The sequence below is a fragment of the Nostoc sp. C96 genome, from assembly GCF_059384975.1.
The window spans coordinates 4345138-4369359 of sequence record NZ_CM182020.1 but is presented as its reverse complement, the minus strand read 5'-3'; the positions used below and the strand labels follow the sequence as shown (position 1 = coordinate 4369359).

23 protein-coding genes and 1 tRNA gene are annotated in these 24222 nt (G+C 41.5%); 7 read left to right on the top strand and 17 right to left on the bottom strand.

Annotation, left to right across the window (positions count from 1 at the left end; translation table 11 throughout):
* Positions 1-20 precede the first annotated feature (20 nt).
* From patX to AC504W_RS18625, 6 genes are all read right to left on the bottom strand, one after another.
* Positions 21-260 (bottom strand): heterocyst-inhibiting protein PatX, encoded by a 240-nt coding sequence (gene patX, locus AC504W_RS18650; RefSeq protein ID WP_096578807.1) that lies wholly within the window; start codon positions 258-260, stop codon positions 21-23.
* Between the two features lie 262 nt (positions 261-522).
* Positions 523-1722 carry an aminotransferase class V-fold PLP-dependent enzyme gene (locus AC504W_RS18645; RefSeq protein WP_494873737.1) on the bottom strand — a complete coding sequence of 400 codons (1200 nt, stop codon included), beginning with the start codon at positions 1720-1722 and terminating at the stop codon, positions 523-525.
* 25 nt (positions 1723-1747) lie between these two features.
* Positions 1748-1819, bottom strand: a tRNA-Asn gene (locus tag AC504W_RS18640).
* A 148-nt stretch (positions 1820-1967) separates the two neighbouring features.
* Positions 1968-2519, bottom strand: coding sequence for an NYN domain-containing protein (locus AC504W_RS18635; RefSeq protein ID WP_494873736.1), 552 nt, complete (start codon positions 2517-2519; stop codon positions 1968-1970).
* A 320-nt stretch (positions 2520-2839) separates the two neighbouring features.
* Positions 2840-3517: an ABC transporter ATP-binding protein gene (locus tag AC504W_RS18630; protein WP_103126074.1), complete on the bottom strand. Its 678-nt coding sequence runs from the start codon at positions 3515-3517 to the stop codon at positions 2840-2842.
* 9 nt (positions 3518-3526) lie between these two features.
* Positions 3527-3799 (bottom strand): UPF0367 protein family, encoded by a 273-nt coding sequence (locus AC504W_RS18625; protein WP_229541639.1) that lies wholly within the window; start codon positions 3797-3799, stop codon positions 3527-3529.
* 347 nt (positions 3800-4146) lie between these two features.
* Between AC504W_RS18625 and psbD the strand changes: the two genes are divergently transcribed.
* The 4 genes from psbD (at position 4147) to AC504W_RS18605 (ending at position 8844) form a co-directional block, all read left to right on the top strand.
* Positions 4147-5205 carry a photosystem II D2 protein (photosystem q(a) protein) gene (gene psbD, locus AC504W_RS18620; RefSeq protein ID WP_494873734.1) on the top strand — a complete coding sequence of 353 codons (1059 nt, stop codon included), beginning with the start codon at positions 4147-4149 and terminating at the stop codon, positions 5203-5205.
* Between the two features lie 507 nt (positions 5206-5712).
* Entirely contained in the window at positions 5713-6327 is a 615-nt protein-coding gene (locus AC504W_RS18615; RefSeq protein WP_494873733.1) for a hypothetical protein, read from the top strand.
* Between the two features lie 105 nt (positions 6328-6432).
* Positions 6433-6714, top strand: a complete 282-nt coding sequence (locus AC504W_RS18610; RefSeq protein ID WP_494873732.1) for a 4a-hydroxytetrahydrobiopterin dehydratase — start codon at positions 6433-6435, stop codon at positions 6712-6714.
* A gap of 372 nt (positions 6715-7086) precedes the next feature.
* On the top strand, positions 7087-8844 hold the full coding sequence (locus AC504W_RS18605) for an iron uptake porin (protein WP_494873730.1): 1758 nt from the start codon (positions 7087-7089) through the stop codon (positions 8842-8844).
* Positions 8845-8923: 79 nt separating this feature from the next.
* Here the strand turns inward: AC504W_RS18605 and AC504W_RS18600 are convergent, their stop codons facing one another.
* From AC504W_RS18600 to surE, 6 genes are all read right to left on the bottom strand, one after another.
* Complete coding sequence (locus AC504W_RS18600; RefSeq protein WP_494873728.1) at positions 8924-9286, bottom strand: type II toxin-antitoxin system RelE/ParE family toxin; 363 nt, start codon at positions 9284-9286, stop codon at positions 8924-8926.
* On the bottom strand, positions 9276-9530 hold the full coding sequence (locus AC504W_RS18595; protein WP_494873726.1) for a type II toxin-antitoxin system RelN family antitoxin: 255 nt from the start codon (positions 9528-9530) through the stop codon (positions 9276-9278). Before AC504W_RS18595 ends, AC504W_RS18600 begins: the two co-directional genes overlap by 11 nt.
* A gap of 82 nt (positions 9531-9612) precedes the next feature.
* The gene (locus AC504W_RS18590) at positions 9613-10521 is read right to left on the bottom strand and encodes an AAA family ATPase (protein WP_494873725.1); all 909 of its coding nucleotides are present in this window, start codon (positions 10519-10521) and stop codon (positions 9613-9615) included.
* A 108-nt stretch (positions 10522-10629) separates the two neighbouring features.
* Complete coding sequence (locus AC504W_RS18585; RefSeq protein WP_494873724.1) at positions 10630-11706, bottom strand: bifunctional riboflavin kinase/FAD synthetase; 1077 nt, start codon at positions 11704-11706, stop codon at positions 10630-10632.
* Positions 11707-12022: 316 nt separating this feature from the next.
* Positions 12023-12919, bottom strand: a complete 897-nt coding sequence (locus tag AC504W_RS18580; RefSeq protein WP_096578783.1) for an MBL fold metallo-hydrolase — start codon at positions 12917-12919, stop codon at positions 12023-12025.
* A 385-nt stretch (positions 12920-13304) separates the two neighbouring features.
* Entirely contained in the window at positions 13305-14102 is a 798-nt protein-coding gene (gene surE / locus AC504W_RS18575) for a 5'/3'-nucleotidase SurE (RefSeq protein ID WP_096578779.1), read from the bottom strand.
* A gap of 204 nt (positions 14103-14306) precedes the next feature.
* Here surE and pheS point away from each other — a divergent pair, with 204 nt between their 5' ends.
* Together pheS and AC504W_RS18565 are read left to right on the top strand one after the other, a co-directional pair.
* Positions 14307-15299 carry a phenylalanine--tRNA ligase subunit alpha gene (gene pheS, locus AC504W_RS18570; protein WP_494873722.1) on the top strand — a complete coding sequence of 331 codons (993 nt, stop codon included), beginning with the start codon at positions 14307-14309 and terminating at the stop codon, positions 15297-15299.
* Positions 15300-15329: 30 nt separating this feature from the next.
* A complete protein-coding gene (locus AC504W_RS18565; RefSeq protein ID WP_494873721.1) occupies positions 15330-15545 on the top strand; it encodes a hypothetical protein in 216 nt (71 codons plus the stop codon).
* A 242-nt stretch (positions 15546-15787) separates the two neighbouring features.
* Here the strand turns inward: AC504W_RS18565 and AC504W_RS18560 are convergent, their stop codons facing one another.
* The 5 genes from AC504W_RS18560 to labA all read right to left on the bottom strand — a co-directional run bounded on the left by AC504W_RS18560 (position 15788) and on the right by labA (position 20795).
* Positions 15788-17239, bottom strand: coding sequence for a RecQ family ATP-dependent DNA helicase (locus AC504W_RS18560; protein ID WP_494873720.1), 1452 nt, complete (start codon positions 17237-17239; stop codon positions 15788-15790).
* A gap of 128 nt (positions 17240-17367) precedes the next feature.
* The gene (gene dapF, locus AC504W_RS18555) at positions 17368-18204 is read right to left on the bottom strand and encodes a diaminopimelate epimerase (protein ID WP_494873719.1); all 837 of its coding nucleotides are present in this window, start codon (positions 18202-18204) and stop codon (positions 17368-17370) included.
* A 1-nt stretch (position 18205) separates the two neighbouring features.
* Complete coding sequence (locus tag AC504W_RS18550; RefSeq protein WP_494873718.1) at positions 18206-18487, bottom strand: hypothetical protein; 282 nt, start codon at positions 18485-18487, stop codon at positions 18206-18208.
* A 95-nt stretch (positions 18488-18582) separates the two neighbouring features.
* A complete protein-coding gene (locus AC504W_RS18545) occupies positions 18583-20175 on the bottom strand; it encodes a 2-isopropylmalate synthase (protein WP_494873717.1) in 1593 nt (530 codons plus the stop codon).
* Between the two features lie 89 nt (positions 20176-20264).
* Positions 20265-20795, bottom strand: coding sequence for a low amplitude/bright protein LabA (gene labA / locus AC504W_RS18540; protein ID WP_015114631.1), 531 nt, complete (start codon positions 20793-20795; stop codon positions 20265-20267).
* 1082 nt (positions 20796-21877) lie between these two features.
* Between labA and AC504W_RS18535 the strand changes: the two genes are divergently transcribed.
* A complete protein-coding gene (locus tag AC504W_RS18535; protein ID WP_494873716.1) occupies positions 21878-24217 on the top strand; it encodes a CHASE2 domain-containing protein in 2340 nt (779 codons plus the stop codon).
* Positions 24218-24222 lie beyond the last annotated feature (5 nt).

The window sequence follows — 24222 nt, the reverse complement described above, 5'->3', positions numbered from 1 at the left end:
GATTTTAGCCTGAACAACTTCTACGCAGCAGGAAAAGCATTATTGAGAGATTCAATTAAATCTCTGCGTCCACTACCGCGATGAGGAGTGGGATTTTCTGGCTCATTAGATTTGGGTTTAGGTTTAGGCTTGGCCGATAACAACATTTTTCCTTCTGCATCACCAATCAGTTTATGTGAGCTATTTAACTGGTCTGAACCGTTAAAAACCAAAGAACCAAACACCAAACTAGAAACTAAAAGTGAAAATGTAACACGCATAGCAGATATTTATTGTGAACTCTAATATTTACTGCTACTTAGTTTCTGAATGTGTATCCGGAAAGTTTGGCAAATAGTATTCTGTTTTACAGAAAGAAATTTAGTTTAAGGTTAAGTTCCCATTCTACAGATGAGACAACAGCACAAATTCAAAGTAGATGGTACTCGATGCTATCTTCGTTGCTAACATCACAGTTGCAGCAAGACTGAAAAGACAAAATAATTTTCCCAGAGCAACCTAAATTTTCATCAAAAGTCAGATTTATCTGTATAAACTTTTGAGTGCTGTTGCCAAATACTGATACTGATCTAAAGTATTGTAAATTTGGGCTGAAATCCTAATGAGCATTCCCGGTGATTCCTGCCAAGGGACTACTTGTACTTGAATGCCAAATTGATCAAATAATTCATCATGTAGCCAGACATGACTACAATTTTCCAAACTAACAGGTATGGGTACAACAGCCATAGAACCAATCATCTCTTCTGGACAAGGTGGTTGTACTTCTAATTCTTTACACAGTAGCTGTCTTGCTTGTAAAACTAACTGATGGTTTCGCTGCATTAATTCTAGCCAACCACCAGGTAACAGAGAACTCATAAAAGCGATCGCTTCTGGTACGCACATATAACCTGTAGGATCATCTGTACCTGTCCAATCAAATTCCAACTGAAAGCGGCTTTTATCGGTGCGCGGTGAATTAGCACCGTGACTAATTGTTAGCGGATGAATTTCTGGTTGTTTATCCCGCTGCACATACAAAAATGCTGCTCCTTTAGGTGCAGAAAGCCATTTATGACAATTTCCGCTATAGTAAGTTGCACCAATCTCCTGCATATTCAGAGAAATCATTCCTGGTGCATGAGCGCCATCTATCAATGTCTCGACATCCCGCGCCTGCAACTCTTTCACTAGCTGCTGCATAGGAAAGATTACCCCTGTCTGGCTGGTTATATGATCTAATAATGCTAATCGGGTTTTGGCTGAAACTTTCTCTAATACTGCTGCAATTATCTGCTGTGGAGACTCTAAGGGAAAAGGAATCTTGGCTACAACTACCCTTGCACCAGTGCGACTAGCAATAAAGTTTAAAGCATTGCGGCAAGCGTTGTACTCATGGTTAGTTGTCAGAATTTCGTCATCAGGTGAAAAAGTCAGAGAACGCAACACTGAATTCACACCTGTTGTAGCATTCGGGACAAATACTAAATCTTTAACATCAGCACTAATAAAAGCTGCTAACTTGCTCCTGGCGTTGTCTAACAGCGGTTCCCACTGTCTCCCAAAAAAATTTACTGGGTCTTGTTCCAACTGCGATCGCAAACTCTGCTGCATCCTTAACACCGCTTTCGGACAAGCACCATAAGAACCATGATTAAGAAAAACTACATTGTCATCTAGTGACCATAGGTCTTGGTAAGATGAAGTACGAAGTTTGAAATCTGGTTTTTCATACTTCATACTTTATCCTTCATACTTTTAAAAACTCCCCAGGCTGGATTCGAACCAGCGACCAATCGATTAACAGTCGATCGCTCTACCACTGAGCTACTGAGGAATGCTGTCGCTCACAGTTTCTAATGTTAGCGTAGTCACTCAGAAATAGCAAGTACTTTCGCCAACTTTTTTCCCAACCCTAATTTTTCCGATGATTTTCCCCAACGACCCCTTCTAGAGGCAGATTAGAGACTTTTGGATAGCAATAATTACTGCAATCCCATTCGTAATGCTGCCAACTTTTGCCGCGATTTATCATCAATAGCACTAGCTAAAAATCGACTATTGGATTTTTTGCGCGTTTGATATTTTTGACGTACTCGACAAACTGTCGTTTCCACAGCATTACACAGTTGTTGTGCTGATAACCATTCTGCCCCGTAACCTTGTACCACCAATTGTTGCGCTCTGTCTGAAGTAGCCACAATCATGCGTGAAACACGAGAAGCAGCAATTTGTGAACGCAAAGAGGCACAAAACTTTTCGATGTATGTATCTGCTGTTTGCCCAAAATCAGTGTAATAAACTGAAACAAGTTCTGTAATAACTTCCCTATTACTAGAAGCGTTATGATATTGAGCATCGAAAACTATTTGCGTTTCATAACCTTGAAAAGCACTGTAACCGATCATCGCTTCGACCAGTTCTCCTCGTGCTGCCTCTAAGCCAGCACTATCACGGGTGTTTTTCAGACAAGGCCAAGCGCCAATTATATTGTAGCCGTCCACTAACAGAACGGCTGGGGCTGAGGAACGGGGCATGGTTTTTAATCACAATTTAAGAGAGTTAACACAATCCATTCATAACTTTTATAGTAATTGAAGCATTACCTGTAACACTATGTTACAAATCACAAAATAATGCGAAGAGATTGCAAAATTAAACTAGAAAAAGCTGTTCATTTCAGAAGACGAGTAGCAGAGAGGATAATTTCATCAATCAATTGAGAGGCTGAAAACCCTTTTGTTACTAGCGTTTTTACTCCTCCCTGTAACCTATTCTGTTGGATCAAAAATATAAACGCGCCTTTAATAAGACGCGTTGTATATGTTAATAATTATTGATGAATTAGCTTCAGCATTTAGGGTAATTCATCATTGACTGTCATCAATCGTTGTTTGAGGCGTTGAGGTTCACCCCAATCAACTAAAGAACCTTTATCTAGTAAGAAAGCACCGTCGCAGTAATTCAACTCATCTAGGCGATGAGTCACCCATAAAGCTGTAATACCCCGACTTTTGACTAGGCGGTGGACACCAGCCACTAAATCTAGTTGGCTATCAGGATCGAGTAAAGCCGTGGGTTCATCTAATAATAAGATTTCACAGTGACGAGCGATCGCACCAGCAATAGCCACACGCTGTTTCTGTCCCCCACTCAAAGCATATATAGGGCGTAATTGCAGTTGCAGCAAATTCACGGCCCCTAAAGCTTCCGCAACCCTTGCTCTCACCGTTGCAGGCGGCAGTTTTTCTTCCACCAGACCAAAAGCCACATCCGCACCAACAGTTGGCATCACCAACTGATGATCGGGATTTTGGAACACAAAACCGACAGGGGGTAAAATACCAATTTCACCAGACTGAGGTTGCAACAGCCCCGCCAGTAGTCGGAGGAGAGTTGATTTGCCACTGCCATTAGTACCCAAAAGCATCCAAAATTCACCTTTGGGAACTTCTAGAGAGCAAGACTTAACGGCTATCTCACCATTAGGCCAACTGAAATTTAAGTCTTTGACTTGAATGCCCACTTCTGCCATTGCTACACCTTACTCACCAGCCAAGGCAAAAAAGCCGGGTGGTCTGCCACTGCTAGTACTGACACCATCTTTCTGAATAATCTGTACCCCAGAAATTTCACTAGCGCGAACAGCGATTTTTTTCTCTGTCTTACCTTCACACTTGAGTTCCACAATATCAGGATTGCCAGAACGCATTGCTGCCAAAATTAGCTGATAGACAGCCTCAGCATCCTCTGTCGACTTACGCTGTATAGATATAGGGAAAGCGGTGTTTCTTACACTTATGTCAATGGTAAACATTTAGGATTAATCAAACATAGCTGTAGCACTCATTTTAGCGTTCGAGGATTCAGGATTGGGGGTTAAAGCCTAGAACATAACATTTAAATTAGAGAATTCTGGAACTAAGAAAATTTCCTCAAACCCCACTCCCAACTCCCGACACTCCACTTCCTGACTTTCCCAAGATTAAATTTGATTCAGAATCCACTGGAAAAAATCACGATTTTCACCTAGAATTATTAGAGTCAGTAAAAAATTGTAAACTGGATTGACAAACCAGTTAAAAATCTGCATAGAAGAGGCTGCTACAAAAGAGCCTACAAGCAGAACTGTACTTATAAGAAAATATTTGGAGATTCACTCTCATGACCATCGCAGTAGGACGGGCCCCCAGTAGAAGAGGGTGGTTTGACGAACTAGACGACTGGTTAAAACGCGATCGCTTCGTATTCGTAGGTTGGTCAGGAATATTATTATTCCCCTGCGCCTTCCTCGCACTAGGCGGTTGGTTAACCGGTACAACCTTCGTCACCTCCTGGTACACCCACGGATTAGCATCATCATACCTAGAAGGCTGCAACTTCCTAACAGTAGCAGTATCAACCCCAGCAGACAGTATGGGACATTCCCTATTACTGTTGTGGGGGCCAGAAGCGCAAGGCGACTTCACCCGTTGGATTCAACTGGGTGGATTATGGCCATTCGTAGCGCTACACGGAGCCTTTGGCTTAATCGGCTTCATGTTGCGGCAATTTGAAATTGCGCGACTAGTAGGCATCCGTCCATACAACGCCCTAGCATTCTCAGCACCCATCGCGGTATTCGTCAGCGTCTTCCTGATGTACCCCTTGGGACAATCGTCTTGGTTCTTTGCACCCAGCTTTGGCGTAGCCGCAATCTTCCGGTTCTTGTTATTCTTGCAAGGCTTCCACAACTGGACACTCAACCCCTTCCACATGATGGGAGTAGCAGGTGTACTCGGTGGAGCGCTGTTGTGCGCCATTCACGGTGCCACAGTCGAAAACACCTTGTTTGAAGACGGTGAAGCCGCCAACACCTTCCGCGCCTTCAACCCCACCCAATCAGAAGAAACCTACTCAATGGTGACCGCAAACCGATTCTGGTCACAGATATTCGGGATTGCCTTCTCCAACAAGCGCTGGTTGCACTTCTTCATGTTGTTTGTACCAGTGACAGGTTTGTGGATGAGCGCCGTTGGCATTGTCGGTTTAGCACTCAACCTGCGGGCTTATGACTTCGTCTCCCAAGAATTGCGGGCAGCCGAAGACCCAGAATTTGAAACTTTCTATACCAAAAACATTTTGCTGAACGAGGGTATCCGCGCTTGGATGGCTCCTCAAGATCAGCCTCACGAACAATTTATATTCCCTGAAGAAGTATTGCCTCGTGGTAACGCTCTCTAAGATTTGATGAAATTCATCATGATCTGATTTTTCATATATCCCTCGCCTTTCGCCGGGGGATTTTTCATTTGGCTCACATTTTTCTAAAATTAATGTGTTATATTGATTCAAGGTTAAAGCCCAGAGTAATTACTCTGCCTTATTAGAACTAAGTCCGCTTAGGCAACAAGGAGGTGATGCCCATGATAGAAAGTAGTAAACGCATGGGTCATCAGGTTGCAGTTAGCCGGCTGTGCGCCGGGGCTGTTCTCTAAAGTTAACCTTAGTTAAATTGAGAAACTCAGTTATCTCAATTAACTAGGTAAGCCTGGGAGTTCCTCCCGGCAGTCTGGTTGCAACCTGAAGACCCGCTAGACCGCTCTGAGTATTAGATCAACAGATCTAAATCAGAGCGGATAGTTTTTTATGGGTAATTTGCTCACAAAGGCTTATAAAATTATTTTGAATATGTAAACTCCAGATTTGAAGCTTTAAATAAAGTCACGATTGGTTAAAAAGTAGCAACGTATGATTACCTCTACTAAACCCAACGTCCAAATAGTAATCAATGCAATTTTTGAGGTTCTAGGTGAACCGAGTAATGAATGCCAGTGTCAGGCATTGGAGCAATATAAAAATGGTAATGCGCGGGAAGCAAAAAAAACTTCCGCCAGTCATTTAAGAGATTTTTACTGTAAATGCTTAGGATTTTTAGTCAGTGCTACAGACATAAATCCTAACCTGAATAAGATTTTGTCAGCCGCAGCAAATGCAGCCGCTGATCACGCACAGATGAAAACTTTAGATGAAATTAGTGATGGTAATGCGATCGCTTTTGAATCCACCGACATAGTTGGGAGTGTCATAGAAAATATTCTCAGATTCCTCACACCCACAACTGAATACCACCAATTAGCTCTAGCTGCCAGAAATAATTATGATGTCCTCAAAGAGCTTGAGCAGAAAAATTCAGAAGATTATTTAATCAAAGCTTTGCTCTATTTAACAAAAGCTCATCCAGATTCCCCTGCACTTTTCACAATCATTGCTGAAGCTAGTACAACCGCAGCACTACATACCAGAAACTTAGCGCATCAAAAAATTACAGATGCGATCGCCTCTGCACTCACATCAAGCGCATAATGACTTTTTCATTACCAACACTTACTGAAAAAAATACAGCAGAGTTATTTTAAGCCAGATATTTCAAATTGTGCTGACAAAAAATATAGATGAGGATTCTGGGGTATGGCACAACTACTGACTGAAGCAGAAATTCACAAACTTGCAAATAGTCTGTCGGGTTGGACTGTAGAGGGTAACAAGTTACAGACTCTACGTAAATTTAAAGATTTTGTTGCAGCAATTGAATTCGTGAATAAATTAGTGGAACCTGCTGAATCAGCGGCACATCATCCAGACATAGAAATTTCTTATAACAAAGTCAAAGTTACACTTACCACTCATGATGCAGGTGGGTTAACCCAAAAAGACTTTGACCTAGCAGCTATAATTTCTCAAATCGTTTAAAATGATTGCTTTGCCTAGCTACAACTGGGTAATCGAAACTGCTGTAGTGGCGATGAATTGGAAATTTAAATACTCTCAACCCTACTCTTGCCTAGGAAAGACAGAAATTTGATTGTGACAGTTTAGGAGGCGATCGCACATAGCTTGTCATCTGCGCCTAATGCTCTATAATAATAAGCTATAAAGGTATGTTTTTGCATAAGTTAATTACATCAATTTTTAACATTAAGTTAAGCAGATGTTGCCTTTGCAAAAACTAAAATTGTAATAGTCGCACTGTAGCTCATTAACGAAATTTCAAAAAATATCGTATTTTTGAGAAGAGGTGTTACGAAACAATTGTCTATACAAGGTGTGAGGAGAAAAGTAAAAATGTCTAATCTCTTGTGGAAATCACTCGTGGTTAGCCCGGCAGTTTTAGGAGCAACCCTACTCGTTTCAGCAACAGCGATTGCAGCTCCTAATGCCAGTGCAGAAGTTTCAACAACTGAAAAAACCGTTGCCATAGAAGTTGCCCAGCCAGAAGTTTTGGCACAAGCTGCTCCTGCTAACAACGACAGCAAAGTTTTAGACCAAGTTAACCGTTACAGCAACGAAGGCAAAACCAGCAATTCGCTGTCTCAAGTAACTTCAGTCTCCCAGTTTTCTGATGTACAACCAACAGACTGGGCATTCCAAGCATTACAGTCCTTGGTAGAGCGTTACGGTTGTATTGCTGGTTATCCCAACGGTACTTACCGTGGTAATCGCGCTCTTACCCGTTATGAATTCGCTGCTGGTTTGAACGCTTGTTTGGATCGAGTAAACGAATTGATTGCCACAGCAACAGCTGACTTAGTAACCAAACAAGATTTAGCAACTTTACAGCGGTTACAAGAAGAATTTTCCGCTGAATTAGCAACCTTGCGTGGTCGTGTAGATGCTTTAGAAGCACGCACTGCTGAATTAGAAGCTAATCAATTCTCGACCACAACCAAACTCGTTGGTGAAGCAATTTTTGCTGTTAGCGATGTATTTGGCGATAACAGCGGTAATAACAATAACACTGTCTTCCAAGACAGAGTACGTCTAGGCTTGCAAACCAGCTTCACTGGTAGAGACGTATTGACTACCCGTTTGACAGCAAGCAACTCAAGTGCTTTTAATTTAACAGACCGTAATAATGCTTCTATCGGTAGCTCAGAAGCTACCCAAACCTTTAATGTAGGCGGTAACGATGCACGTAATAACGGCGTTGAAATAGACCGCTTAACATACGAAGCTCCTCTTGGCCCAGTTCAAGTTTACTTAGCTGCTGCTGGTGGTAAACACAGCCACTACGCTGCTGTTAACAACCCTTACTTCTTTGACAAAACCGACGGTGGTAATGGTGCATTGTCCACCTTCTCCTCCGAAAACCCAATTTACCGCATTGGTGGTGGTGCGGGTATCGCGTTCAACATACCTTTTGGCCAAGGTGGCAGCATTATCAAGCCCAGTTCTATCACCGTAGGTTACTTAGCATCGGAAGCTGATAGTCCAACTTCTGGTGAAGGTCTGTTTAACGGTAACTACTCTGCTTTAGGACAATTGAACTTTGGCATCGGCGATCGCGTAGCTGTCGCCGCTACCTACGTTCACAGTTATAATGGCGCAGGTAGTGCGTTATTTGATAACGGAGAAGGTCTGACACTAGCTGGTGGAACAACCGGCGCAGGTGTTGTAGGCACTAGCTTCGCCAATACTCTGCCAAACGCATCTTCAACAAATTCCTTCGGTCTGTCAGCAGCATTTAGACCCAGTGATAAACTATCCATCAGTGGCTTCATCTCTTACAGCGATGTTACAGGTTTTGGTGTAGGTGATGACAAAGAAGTTTGGAGCTATGGTGCTGGTATAGCACTACCTGACTTTGGTAAGAGAGGAAACGTTCTGGGTATTTTTGGTGGCGTTCAACCTTATGCTATTGGTCGAACCTCAGTATCAGGCGGTAACAACGATCTGCCATTCCAAGTAGAAGGCTTCTACAAATATCGCGTATCTGATAACATTTCCATCACTCCTGGTGTAATCTGGTTGTCTTCTCCTGGCCAGAACGACAGTAATGACGACGCGTTCATCGGTACTCTCAGAACAACCTTCACATTCTAAGAATTTGAAAATCTTGAGATAACTTTCAAATAAAAAACCCCGCCCTTGGCGGGGTTTTTTGTTGGCGACTTATCAAGTTTTAACTTTCTTGACTATCAAAACCAGTTAAAATATCTCTAATTTCATTTGTACCAATATCTTCTCGGTCAGATTTGGCATAAATCGTGAGTAACAAAATACTTGTAGGTGACTCAAGTTGATAAATTAAGCGATATCCAGCACTTTTACCTTTTTGAATATTACTATTGCGAACTCTCACCTTATAAACAACATACTCTTCACCAATACCCCCAATTCTGTCTCCGACTATATTTCCTTGCTGTATTTCCTCAATAATTGGTTCAACATCAGAACGAATATTACGAAATCTCTTTGAGAGTTTGTAAAGCTTCTGCTCAAACTCATCTGAGAACCTAATTGAAACCGGGACATTACTCTGCATCAATCCTGTCCCATAGCTCACTAATTGGTCTAGTTTGTCCCGTTTTAGCTTGCTGTAAGGCTATCTTTAAGCTGGCTTTAATTTCCTCAACGGGTGTATCATCAGGATCAACTTCTGCTGCTGTTGGTTCTGGAACTAACACAATCACCCGCACTTGATGAGGATAAGTGATTTCCCGAATCGGCTGATCTAAAATTAAGTTTCCTTCAGAGTCAATTTTGCCAGTTACTTCGATCGCTTTCATTGCTATTCACCTCATTTGTTGGTGATCCTAACACGGGCAAATCCAAGCAGGGTAAGGGAATCGAAGTTTATTTTAGCTTGAGTTAGGGAATAGGAAGCGATCGCAATAATCTTTCTACAATAGTTCTAGCATTACGTCCGCCTCTGGGAATGAGGCGATGGCAGAGAACATAAGGCACAAGAAATTTTACATCATCGGGAATTGCATAATCACGCCCGGAAATAAATGCTAGGGCTTGAGTAGCTTTTTGTAGAGCTACAGTACCGCGAGGACTAACACCTAATGTAATTTCTTCATCATGTCGGGTTGCTCGTACCAATTCTAAGATGTACTCTTGCAAAGAAGATTCTACCTTTACTTGGGAGCAGATTTGACGCAATTGTTGTAACTCTGCCAAGCTAATACAAGGCTGCAATTGAGTCGTATTTGCCCTTTGTTGGAGATTTTGCAGCATTTGTAATTCTTCTTGTGCAGAAGGATAACCCAAACTCAAAGACAACATAAATCTATCCATTTGCGCTTCAGGTAACGGGAAAGTACCTTGATACTCAATTGGATTCTGGGTAGCAATCACAAAAAATGGCTGAGGAACTGTACGAGAAACACCATCGACTGTCACCTGATTTTCTTCCATTACTTCCAGTAAAGCTGACTGGGTACGGGGTGTAGCGCGGTTAATTTCATCAGCTAGAAGTACATTGGCAAACACTGGCCCAGGAAGAAAGGTAAATTCACCAGTTTTTGGGTTCCAAATATTAGTACCAGTAATATCTGTGGGTAATAAATCCGGAGTGCATTGCAGCCGTTGAAACTTACCATCTAGGGAACGCGCCAAAGATTTAGCCAGCAGCGTCTTACCAACTCCAGGTACATCTTCTAATAACGCATGACCACCACTTAATAACGCGACTAATACCAAACGAATTGCCTCAGTTTTACCGACAATGGTATGAGCTAGATTTTGGGTTAAAGCTTCAATTTGTTCTCTCATACACCACAGAATAATTGAGGAATGGGCGATTAGGAACTGGAATGGAGAATAACCTATGCCTTATTCCCCACTCCCTGATTTTCAGTATTCCCAATTCACTATTGGAAGTTAGCATTCTCCACTCAAAATTTTTCGAGCAATGGTAGAATCTTGCTGAATTTGGGTTTTCAGGGCTTCTAAAGACGCAAATTTCTGTTCTGGGCGTAAAAATTCGATGATTTGTACAGCTAGTTGCTGACCATATAAATCGCCAGACCAATCAAATAGATGTACTTCCACAGATGAATTCGTACCGTTGACTGTGGGGCGATTACCAATATTCATAACTCCCAAAATCAACTGTGGTGTATTTGCATCTGGTATATCACTCAAAATAGATACCCTGACAGCGTAAACACCTTGGCGGGGTAAAAATTTATCGCTGGGTATTTGGAGATTAGCAGTAGGAAAACCAATTGTTCTACCTAGTTGTTGACCTTGAATAACAATACCGAAGAGAGTGTAAGGTCGTCCTAGACATAAATTGGCGCTTTTAATATCGCCGCTTTCGAGACATTGGCGAATCAGGGAAGTGCTAATGGGAGGAAGGCTGACAAATCCACTGTCTGAAAGGTTATCTGTATGAGTTTGTAGAGGAACAATGGTAACGGGAATATTGTAATTGGCAGCAAGTAATTGCAAATCCTTGGCAGTACCTTGGCGTTGTTTGCCAAAACAAAAATCTTGCCCAACACTAATTCGCTGACATTGTAATTGTTGCACGAGAATTTTATCGACAAAATCTTCAGGAGATAAAGCTGATAATTCTTTATCGAAGGGTAATAGTACTAGCTGTTCAACCCCAAGCGATCGCAATTGTTGGACTTTTTCATCCAGTGGTGTCAACCAAGTACGGGGTGTTCCTGTAAAAAATTCCTGTGGATGGGGACGAAAAGTGACAACTGTTGAGTATGTCAGTTCTTGTGCTTGGGGAGTTACCGACTTCTGGGGTGAATTAGCCTCATCTCCCCATCTTTCCATTTCCCCAGCTTTGTTCTGTGCTGGCTGTAGAATCGGCTGAATTACCGTTTGATGGCCAAGATGTACGCCATCAAATTTGCCCAGCGCAACAGTAGTTGGCCTGAGAACCGATGCGGTTGAAGACGCAACCCACACAGAACATCCATTTTGAGACAAATTTAGCACGTAGATTCTGGAATTTGAGGTTTATTTAGCCATGAGTCACAAGCAACCTGATGAAGCACCAATGAAAGAAAGACAAGCTGTGTGAAGGTATAGGTATGATTAGGGTATAAGGGTTGTGAACACCTAATACTCCTGAACTGCCCAAACCTTTGATTTTGAGTTTTTATGGGTAAGTTCTTGATGTACAATTTGTAACTTTAATGAACCCACACCTTTGTCCTCCAGTTATATCAGTGTCCTCATAAGGTACAATCTCGCGCTTATAGCTCTTGATCACCAATCTAATCTAAAATCTACAATTGCTTGACAGGCAACTTTACCCAGACAATTTACTAACAGGAAAAGATTCTGATAATGGAACAGATGTAGAAACTTGCAGCACCATTCTTTCTCGTGCCATAATCGCACCAGGGAATTCCTTAGCTGCTTCTTCTCCTACCGCATCCAAAAAATCATCATTGTGAGCAGGATCGTGGTGGAAGATTACCAACGTTTTGACATTAGCAGCTTTAGCAATTTTCACCGCTTCTTGCCAGGTGGAATGTCCCCAGCCAATTTTCGGCGATTTTGGTGAATAATATTCTTCATCAGTGTATGTACAATCGTAGATGAGAATGTCCGCATTGCGAGATAGCCAAAGAACGTTTTCATCCAGCCTATCCGGAAAATGTTCCGTATCGGTGATATATACAGCAGCACCACCACGCCAGTTAACTCGATAGCCTACTGCTTCACCTGGATGATTCAGCGATGCCGTTTCTATGGTAATGTCATTAATGTGAATGGGTTGCCCTGGTTTGACATCATGAAAATGCAAGTTAGCCTGCATAATCTGCAACGGCACAGGGAAATTAGGGTGAAGCATCTGGTCGTTGAGGCGTTGCTCGATAGTTGAACCATCAGGAGCGATCGCACCATAGATATGAAAATTATTCCCTCTGACAAACCCAGGCACAAAAAAGGGAAACCCCTGCATGTGATCCCAGTGGGAATGAGTAAACAACAGATGAGCTTCTATTGGCATTTGGCGCAATAAAGATTGTCCCAAAACATGCAGCCCTGTACCACCATCGAAAATTAAGCGTTTACCGCCCGCTTGCATCTCAATGCAAGGGGTATTACCGCCATAACGGACGGTGTGTGGCCCTGGACTGGGGATGCTGCCACGAACACCCCAAAATTGTACGGTAAATTGGTTCTCTATCCTAGACATGGGTGTTGCTTGCTGGACTGAGCGGGCGATCAAGAACAGAAATGTTACTTGTTTGGTTAAGTCTATGCTGTTTTACCACATTTGGTAGAGAATGTTTTTCTTGGTAAAACAGCATACCTTGTTTGGAGTAGATTTTGTAAATGTACAAGAAATACTGCAAAAGAGTTACCTTAATTTTTCCCACATTATATGTATCAGTAATATCAAAGCGCTCCTACTTTATAACCTAAATTTTTCTGTGACGCATTTAACTGGTAAGAAAAATGCTAAAGGCAGGAAACTGGAGGTAGTAGGCAGTAAGTTAAAATGCTCATACTTATTTTTCCCAGTTTTTGGATAAATCTCATTATGTATTTGCTTAGAGTCTAGGCGTATATAATAATACTTATTTTAAAGGGATTTCCCAGTGGGATAATTTATCCAGTCCTGTTGCGTAGGTAAGATTGTATTGCAACGGCGTAATACTGATCTGGTTTTTCTTGATTACATGCACATCAATGGGGATATTCTGCGGTAAGTTTAAACCGATTGGGGGTTCTACATCTTCTAAAACTTCTCCGGTTAACCAATAGTAGGTTTTACCACGGGGATCGATGCGCTGATCAAATACATCAACATATCGCCTGACTCCTTGTCTGGTAAAAGTGACCCCAGCAATTTCTGACCACTTCACCGCAGGCACATTAACATTCAGTAACATTAAATCTGGCAGAGGTTTGGCTGCTAGTTGCTCAACCAAAATTTTGGCAAACTTAGCAGCAGGTTGAAAGTCTTTGTAGAGATGACTAGTTAGGCTGAAAGCAATGCTGGAAATACCTTCTATCACACCTTCCATCGCTGCTGAAACAGTACCAGAATAGAGAATTTCCGTACCCAAATTGGCACCTTGGTTAATGCCAGAAAGCACTAAGTCTGGAGGCGACTCTAATAAAGCCCAGAGTGCTAATTTTACACAATCGGAAGGTGTGCCATCACAAGCCCAAGCTTTGATTGCGGGATGAAACATGGATTCAACAATTTCAGCCCGAATTGGCTGGTGTAAGGTAAGTCCATGTCCGGTAGCCGAGCGCTCTCGATCAGGACAAACTACAGTTACATCATGGCCGGCTTCTGCCAAGCAATTAGCTAGGGTACGCACACCCAAGGCAAAAATACCGTCATCATTACTAATGAGTAATCTCATGGGTCATTAGTTAATAGTCAATAGTCAATAGTCAACAGTTAAGAGTCAATTGTCAATGTTTGACATCACAAATACAAAAGAAAAAAATCATCCCAAGCGCGATCGCCTCTAAACTGGTAGAAAGAAATCAATTTATTTGTCCTTTGTTCAAGCTGCTTGCTATTGACCATTGACTATTGACCATTGACTATTGACTATTAACTAATGACTAGCAATTTAGAGACTCAACTTTTAGCATTACAGCAGGAAGGAGAAAATGCGATCGCTGCTGCTGATACCCTAGAACGTCTAGAGGAACTCAGAGTGAATTATCTGGGTAAAAAAGGGCAATTAGGGGCGTTGTTACGCAGTATGGGGCAGATGAGTGCAGAGGAGCGTCCTAAAATTGGAGCGATCGCCAATACAGTTAAAGAGTCCCTGCAAACTAGTCTAGATAAGCAACGTGCTGCTTTAGAAACCGCAGAAATTCAAGCGCAACTAGAAGCAGAAACCCTGGATGTGACTATGCCAGGAATTTTTCGCCCCCAAGGTCGCGTCCATCCCCTCAACGGCATTATTGACCGCGCGTTGGATATTTTTGTCGGTATGGGCTACACCGTAGCTCAAGGGCCAGAAATGGAAACCGACTATTACAATTTTGAAGCCCTGAATACTCCACCCGACCATCCTGCCCGTGATATGCAGGATACCTTTTACCTGCCAGATGGTAATTTATTACGGACTCACACTTCCTCAGTGCAAATCCGCTATATGGAAAAAGAAGAACCACCAATTAGAGTTGTAGCACCTGGGCGAGTTTATCGGCGTGATAATGTAGACGCAACTCACTCAGCAGTTTTCCATCAGATAGAACTTTTAGCCATTGATGAGGGACTGACTTTTACAGACCTCAAAGGCACAGTTAAGATGTTTTTACAAGCGATGTTTGGTGACTTGCCAATTCGCTTCCGTGCTAGTTACTTCCCGTTTACCGAACCTTCAGCTGAGGTAGATTTGCAGTGGAATGGGCGCTGGCTGGAAGTGATGGGTTGCGGCATGGTTGATCCAAATGTGCTTAAATCTGTAGGCTACGACCCAGAAATTTATACTGGGTTTGCTGCTGGTTTTGGCGTAGAACGCTTTGCAATGGTGTTACATCAAATCGATGATATCCGCCGTTTGTATGCCAGTGATTTAAGATTTTTACGGCAGTTTTAAACGTCTACTGCAATCAAGGCAGCAAGAATAATGACTCAATCTTCTAGATTAGATCAAGTTTTAGATAGCATTGAAGAATTATCAATATATGAACAAGAAATACTCATTGATCTGATCCGTCATCGCTTGGCAGAACAACGACGTTCTGCTATTGCTGCGAATATCGCGCAAGCACAAGCAGAATACCAGTCTGGTGAAGTGTTTCGCGGCAATGTTAATCAAATAATGGATGAGTTAAAAAAATGATGACTCTGGTTTTAGCATCATCGTTTAAACGAGCATTTAAGCGGTTGGTGCGACGACAACCAGAGTTGCAATAGCGAATTGAAGAGCGTTTAACGCTTCTAGCATCTGACCCATTTGATCCACTGTTACAAACCCATAAGCTCAAAGGCAAATTGTCTGGAGCTTGGGCTTGTTCAGTGGATTACGATTGTCGTTTCTTAGAGCATTATTTGACTGCGTAGGAATGAAAACTGGCGTTTAGACTAGTTTGCGGTGCGACAATTATCGCAATGTCCACAACGCCAATTAGCAGCATCTTGAGAAAAACCAAAAGCATTTAATAAAAACTGCCAACGACATTGTTTTGTTGTTAAATATTGCTGCATTTGTTTGACAGCTTGCAGTTGTGATGATGCTTGTTTTTGTACTTTTGAATTAATAGAGTAATAGAAAGGATCGAGCCAGTTTAATTGTCCGCTGCTGTGGAGTAATGCAAGTGCGACAGCTGCATCAGGAAATTGTCGCGTTACTGTATTAATATCGCCTTGTTTTGGCAGTTTTTTGACTAATTGTTGTGCTGTTTGCAGTTGCGATCGCATTTTATCAGCAAAAAACTGTTGTCTTTGCTTATCCCCGGAATCTAACCATCCTGTAGGTTCACTCACTAAAGTTAGTGCTTCGGCTGGTTTACCATCTCGGCCAGCACGGCCAATTTCTTGCACATATTCAGATAGCAAATGTGGGGCGTGATAGTGGATAACCCAACGCACATCAGGCTTATTTATCCCCATTCCAAAGGCACAGGTACAAACCACAAAGGGAATTTTACCACCTAACCAACTGGCTTCAACTGCACGGCGTTCGGCTGCACCTAAACCAGCATGATAACTGGCTGTAGCGTAACCCATCTGAGTTAACCATGCGGCTAAATCTTCACTATCTCGACGGGTGCGAACATAAATTAAGCCTGCTTGTGGCGATCGCTTTTCGATAAACTGGAGTAACTGTTGTTTTCTGCCTCGTGGTGTCCAAGCGATACTAACACTAGGATGTAAATTAGGACGATAAGGATTAAGACGAAAAATTTCCGGTTGCTGCAATTGTAAAACTGTTTGAATAATATTTTGGGCTAATGGGTCTGCGGTTGCAGTAAAAGCCGCAATACTGATTTTCGTTCCTGGTGGTTTTGATTTGAGTAATGCGGGCCGCACCGCCCCTAATCTGCGGTAAGCTGGTCGAAATGTTTCCCCCCACTGCACTAAACAATGTGCCTCATCAAGAATTAAGGCGTTGATTTGCAATTGTGGCTGAGATAATCTTTCCCAAACTGGCGGACTTAATAAAGTCTCTGGTGATAAATAAAGTAATCGTAATTTTTGTTTTTCTAATGCTTGCAGCGTTGCACGGCGTTGAGATGAAGGTAATTCACTATGCAAAAGTGCTGCGCTGAGATGGCGTTGACGCAGTTCTTCTACTTGGTTTTCCATGAGTGCTACCAAGGGAGAAACTACCAACGTTAATCCTGTTTGTAATAATGCTGGTAATTGAAAACAAATTGATTTACCTCCGCCTGTTGGCATAATAATCAGTGCATCTTTTTGTGTTAATAAAGTGCTGATTATTTCTCCCTGCGGTGGGCGGAAATCTTCGTAACCCCAAATTTTTTGGAAGGCTGCACGAACATCCTGCCAAGTTTTTGTTCCGGGTTGATTCATTTTGAGAAATAGTAGATGCGCCCTTGGTTTTCCACATTGAATATGAGGTTAGTATGAATATACCTGCTGTTATTTAACATCAGCTTCAGTAATTTCACTATGATTTAATTTTAATTGTCTGCTACTGATTAACTCATTATTTCTGCGGATAATTCTCCTTGGGCAACTTTCGTGACTGAACCTGTCATTGAGATATTAAAGTCGTCGTTAATTTGAATTAAAATTTCTCCGCCAGGCATTTGTACGGTAATTGTAGAATCACATAAACCAAGTTTATGGGCAACAGCCGCAGCCGCACTGCTACTACTACCTGAAGCTAAAGTGTAGCCAGCACCTCTTTCCCAAATTTCAATTTTGATGGTCTTGCGATTTAGAACCTGCATGAATTGAACATTAGTACGATTTGGGAAAAGGGGATTAATTTCTAATATTGGCCCGTACTTTTTGGCGATCGCAGAATTAACCTCAGTTAAAGGAATAACACAGTGGGGATTGCCAATTGTTGCTGCACAGAAGGTAAAATTTTCACCGTCAAAGTTGATTTGTGATTGAATAACTTCTCGGCGATCGCCAACTACGGGGATATCATTACTCCAAAAGCTGACTTTTCCCATTTCTATCTGAACTGTTTTCCCTCCATCTTGGACAACCGATTCCACTACTCCGCCTAGGGTTTCTATGGAGAATGCTACTTCGTTAACTAAACCTTCATCCCATAAGTAGCGTGAGAAAATCCGCAGTCCATTACCGCTTTTTTCAGCTTCACTTCCATCTGGATTGAAGATGCGTAATCCAAACTGTGCTTTTGTTGATGGTAACGGCCCCAACAAGATACCATCAGAACCAATGCCAAAATTTCGATGACAAATTATTTTGATTTGTTCAGGGGTTAAGAGAGACGATAAATATTGGGGATTAATTACTAGATAGTCGTTGCCCAACGCATGATATTTATAAAATTTCATTTCAACGTATCCATTCGATTGCACTGTCTACGTCAAGGTGAACAATCGCATTATCACCAAGTCGCACTCCTGGAGTTGCAATTTTGTAAGTCCATAACCAACCCATCAAGTCGGGGTGCGATTCAGCCTGGGGTTCAAAACGCAGAGGTGAGGCGATGTAGACAGTTCCTTCAATGAATTCGGATTTTTTAAGCTTGGGCATAGCATTGTACCGATTTTCAAATTCAAAGCGCGTTAAGCAATCGCCATTTTCCAATGGAGGAACTGTCAAACGTGGAATCATCGCAGCAAAAGTTTACTTTTATCCTACAACAGGGTAGAGGTGTAGGGGTTTTGCTTACTTACACCCCACACCCCTTGATTAAATCTCTTCACCTTTTATGCCGTAACTTCTTCTTGCTTTTCTTTAGTTTGCAAGGATGAGTAAAGACGATTTAACGCATTAACATAAGCTTGCGCGGATGCAACTATGATGTCTGTGTTGGCTGCATGACCCGAAAACACTCTTGATTCATAGCGCAGACGAATCGTGACTTCCCCAATTGCATCAATCCCAGCGGTTACTGACTGCACAGAAAATTCAATTAATTGGTTGGGTACATTCACAACGCGGTTAATTGCTTTGTAAACTGCATCTACTGGCCCAGTACCAATGGCTGCATCAGTTAACTCTTCACCATTGGGGGTGCGGAGGGTAACTGTAGCGGTGGGACAGGCGTTGCTACCGCAGGAAACTTGCACCAATTCGACACGGAATAAATCGGGAGCTTGTTGAATTTCATCATTGACAATTGCTTCCAAATCCCAATCAGAAATTTCTTTCTTTTTATCAGCAACTTCTTTAAACCTGACGAAGGCTTTGTTTAATTCGGTTTCTGATAATTCAAAGCCCAATTCTTTCAAGCGGGTGCGAAAAGCATTTCTACCAGAATGTTTGCCCAGAACAATTTGATTGTCTGTTAACCCAATTAATTGGGCATCCATAATTTCGTATGTGAGTTTATTTTTTAATACCCCATCTTGGTGGATACCAGATTCATGAGCAAAGGCATTTGCGCCGACAATTGCTTTATTTGGTTGCACTAACATTCCTGTCAAACTCGAAACTTGACGGGAGGTTTTATAAATTTGTCGGGTGTCAATATTAGTTAATGGTTCTTCAGATTCAACTGGTCTTCCGAGGAAAGGATTGAAATATTGACGACGGACATGCAAGGCCATGACTAATTCTTCTAAGGCCGCGTTACCTGCACGTTCACCAATACCATTGATGGTGCATTCTAATTGGCGTGCGCCATTTTTAACGGCTTCTAAAAAGTTAGCAACTGCTAAACCTAAATCGTTATGTCCGTGAACCGAGATAATTGCTTGATCAATATTCGGTACATTTTCTTTAATGCCTTTAATTAATGCACCAAATTCGCTGGGAGTTGTGTAACCAACGGTATCAGGAATATTAACAGTAGTTGCACCAGCGGCGATCGCTCGTTCTAATACTTGATACAAAAATTCTGGATCAGAACGTCCCGCATCTTCCGGAGAAAATTCGACATCATTTGTAAAAGTCTTAGCATAAGCGACCATTTCTTCGGCGATCGCTATGACTTCTGATTTTGTTTTTTTCAGTTTGTATTGCAGGTGAATATCAGAAGTAGCAATAAATGTATGAATTCTGCCCCGTGCTGCCCCTTTAATTGCTTCTGCGGCTGTTTTAATATCGTCGTGTCTTGCTCTAGCCAAACTACAAATTACTGGGCCTTCTTCTGTACCTACAGTTTGGGCTATTTTGCTAACTGCTTCAAAATCTCCTGGACTTGCAAAAGCAAAACCCGCTTCAATTATATCCACACCTAAGCGGGCTAGTTGTTTGGCGATCGCCAGCTTTTCATCTATATTCAACGTTGCGCCTGGACACTGTTCGCCATCTCGGAGTGTAGTATCAAAAATGATAATTCGCTCTGGTTTATTCATCTTTTTGGTTTTTGGTTTAGGTGTAGTTCTTTTATTTTAAATATTTGCAACCTTAGTTGTTTTACTCTTATTTTTGTAAATAATTATTGCTAAGGCACTTGACCATCTACTTTTTCTATTTGGTCTCTAATATCGTTCAAATCTATATATCTATCCGTAGCATTACGCAGTTCTCTGGCGATCATTCCTTCTGTAGACACTACCGTAATATGTGTATTTTTAGATCTTAATAATTCAATAGCTCTTTCAAAATCCCCATCACCACTAAATAAAACTACCCGGTCGTACTGGTCTACAGTATTAAACATATCTACGACAATTTCTATATCTAAATTAGCTTTTTGTGAATAGCGACCGGAAGTGTCATCATAATATTCTTTAAGAATTTTCGTTCGGACTGTATATCCTAGACTGATGAGAGCATCTCGGAAACCTCGTTGATCTTGTGGGTCTTTTAAGCCAGTGTACCAGAAGGCATTTATCAAAGTTGTTTCTGATTGCTCATGTTTGAAATATTCTAATACTCGCCGTGGGTCAAAAAACCAGCCATTTTTTTGTTGAGCATAGAACATATTATTTCCGTCTACAAAAATAGACAGACGATTCATAGGGGAACCCATAAAAATTTACACCTAATATATAGCAATGAATTTAGATTGAACAATAGATTATAGCAACTCTTAAATCATAAATTAGCTAATAGCCGGGAACTAGTTCCTCATGTATAGCCTTTATCTTACCTCTTTCAAAGCATAAATTTGACGCAAACATAAACCCAAGCTGCTGGGTGTTCGATAGTTTAACCTCTAGCACTATATAAATAGGTCAGATGATCAAAATCTACCAATAAAGTTGACTGAGTAACAGCATTCTTAGTTATATAACTGTCAATTTTACTCCTAAAGAGGTAAGGTATATGTCTGAAAGGAGGATATTGGCTGATGCTCATATATGAATACAGTTGAGTTAAGTAAAGTTATCTGTTAGGGCAAATGTAAAAAGTAGAGGAAACAGCGAAGTGAAGGGGAGATTTCAAGTATATTAATCCACATATAGGTTTTACTGTTAACAACATGGTAGCCTTTTTCGCACATGAGACCTGGACACAACAGGCTGAAGTCTTTTTCAACAAAGCTTCCTGGATAATAATTTTTAGGAGGCTCACATTGTGTCTTCAGACGTGAAAATATCGCTGCAATCCAATGCAGAATGGGTATATTCTGACAACAGTAGATTGTTAACTCAGGAGTGGAAAGCAAGAAACAAAGGCAAAATTTTCTCTTTTCTCCACCTTTATACTCTTACACTCTCAAACCAAGTTTCAGCGAGATATTCAAAAAAATTGCACCTGTGAGGTGAGAATTTCCTCGGTTTCACTCTAGAGAAGAAACAATCACTGCTAAAACTCACTCAGCAAATAAGTCAGTCTGTGCCAGGTTGAAAGCCTGCCAAATTCAGGTTCGTTCAGTAAACTGTGCAGAGTCATAAAACATAGATTACAAATGTATAAGATTTTCATTTAAGTTTTATTTCAATATTTTTTACTAAAAAGGAGACTAAATCCAACAGATTGCCAGTGAGTGAAGTACACAATTTAGTTTTCAAAGCTAGATAGAGAGCCTATTTTTATTCAGAATTCTGAATTCAGGCTTCTGAATTCTGCTGTCAATAAAGTTGTACGTAAACCAATTATTAACACGATATGGCAGAAGAACCTACATCTACCGTCAGCAAAAAACATCTATCTACTGCCAATACAGCATCCGGCAAACCCACAAAAGTAACTCTAACGGCATCACAGTCTAAGCTGGTAGCTCGTGTGAGTTATTTTTTAGCGGCTGCGTCCACAATTGGGGCAACATTGCTGACTGCTTCTGGTGTGGGCTGGGTTAATTTGATGGAGAGTCAGATATTTTCGGCGTTTTTTCAACTGCGGGGCGCGATACCTTTAGCAACGTCTTCTCTTCGAGACGCTACGCGAACGACGAACGCATCACCAGCAGATATCGTGATTTTGGCAATCGATGACCAGTCAATCTCACTTCCCGAACAGTACTATAAATCAGATCCACACCAGTATGCCTACCTAGAACCACTGAAATCTTTTCCGTTTAAACGTGCTGCATACGCCCAGATTATCGAAAAGTTAATGCAAGCTGGAGCAAAGTCTGTTGCATTAGATGTAGTTTTCGACACACCCAGCAGTTATGGTAGTGAGGACGATCGCCAGCTGCAAGCTGTATTAAAAAAATATGGCAGTAAAGTTACCTTAGCCGCACTTTACGAAAATTTTGCCACCCATCAAGGTATATTCACCCAACTGACTTTACCTCAAGAGATGTTTCAAGTCGGCGGGGTTTCCATTGGTTCAGTCAATTTCCCTTTAGAAGCAGACGGTAAAGTTCACAAACTAGCCAGTGAATTTCCCAAGCTGTTAGCAACTAATGGAATGTTGACAGAGAAAGCACCTTCCTTTGATGAAGCTGTTTTAGGTGCAGCGCAAATCAAATATCCTCAGCCAAAAGGCGATCGCATTTATTTTTGGGGGACAGCGGGGACTTTTGAGCCGATTTCCTTGTGGTATGTTCTTGATGCACAAAACTGGAATAACTATTTGCAGCAAGGCAGAGTTTTTCAAGACAAAATAGTTTTGATTGGTTCTACAGACAAACTAAACAATGATTATCACCCAGTAGCGGCTGCCAATATGTCGGAACGTATGGCTGGTGTAGAAATTCACGCCAATGCGATCGCCACTTTAATGCAGAATAAAGCGATCGCACCGGCAATTTCTAGTTCAGTTTTGCAAGGGTTGTTTGTGCTGATTTTAGTTGGCGCTACAGTCTACATCGTCAATAGAACCAAGAACAATCTCCAACGATTTTTGGTCAGTTTTGCCGTAGCCAGCATTTGGGGAGGAACTAGCTATATCTGCTTTATATATGGTCAGTTAATTTTCCCAACGGCTATACCAATGATGGCGATCGCTTTTAATGGAATATCTTATCTGGGAATAGAAGTCGCTAGAGAAAAATTGAGAACACGCCAATTAGTCACAATTTTCCAAAAATATAAAACCTCTCCCATTGTCCAAGAAATTATCAGCCAACAAAATGACCTGCAAGACTTACTAAAAAAAAGAGATTTAGCCGTATCTGGCAAAATTCTCGCTGGACGCTACAAAATTGTCAAAGTTCTTGGTTCTGGGGGATTTAGCGAAACCTACATTGCTGAAGATATGCACCGTCCTGGTTATCCACTCTGTGTTGTTAAGCAATTAAAACCAGCTAACACCCAAGCAAAAAGTTTAGAACTTGCCAGACGTTTATTTCATTCCGAAGCCGCAACCCTCGAAAAATTGGGGACTCATCCGCAAATTCCCCAACTTTTGGCTTATTTTGAACAAGATGATGAGTTTTATTTAGTTCAGGAATATGTCATAGGTCATTCCTTGATTAAAGAACTACCATCCGGTCAAGGTTTAAGAGAAACTCAAGTCAGAGAAATTATCAAAGAAATATTACAAATCTTAGTCTTTGTTCACGAAAACGGCGTGATTCATCGAGATATTAAACCCAGTAATATCATGCGCCGCCAAACAGATAACAAACTAGTCTTAATTGACTTTGGTGCAGTCAAAGAACTCTCAACCCCACAACTAGAAAATTCCGAACAAGCCCCTTTTACAATTGGTATTGGTACAAGAGGCTATGCACCTAGCGAACAATGTTTTGGTCGCCCACAGTACAGTAGTGATATTTATGCGATCGGGATGATTGGGATTCGCGCATTAACGGGAATTGCCCCCCATGAAATGAATAGAAATGAGGATGGTGAATGGGAATGGAAAAATCAGGCAATTGTCAGCGATGGCTTCGCTGAGATTTTGGAGAAAATGGTACTTGATGATTTTAAACAACGCTATCAATCAGCCAAAGAAGTATTAGTGATACTGGATAAATTGGCAGTTTTTCCAGATACAAATATTTTGCAGCAAAATGACGATTCAAATTTACCGACTATACCTTGGCTGGGAGATTGAGCAGG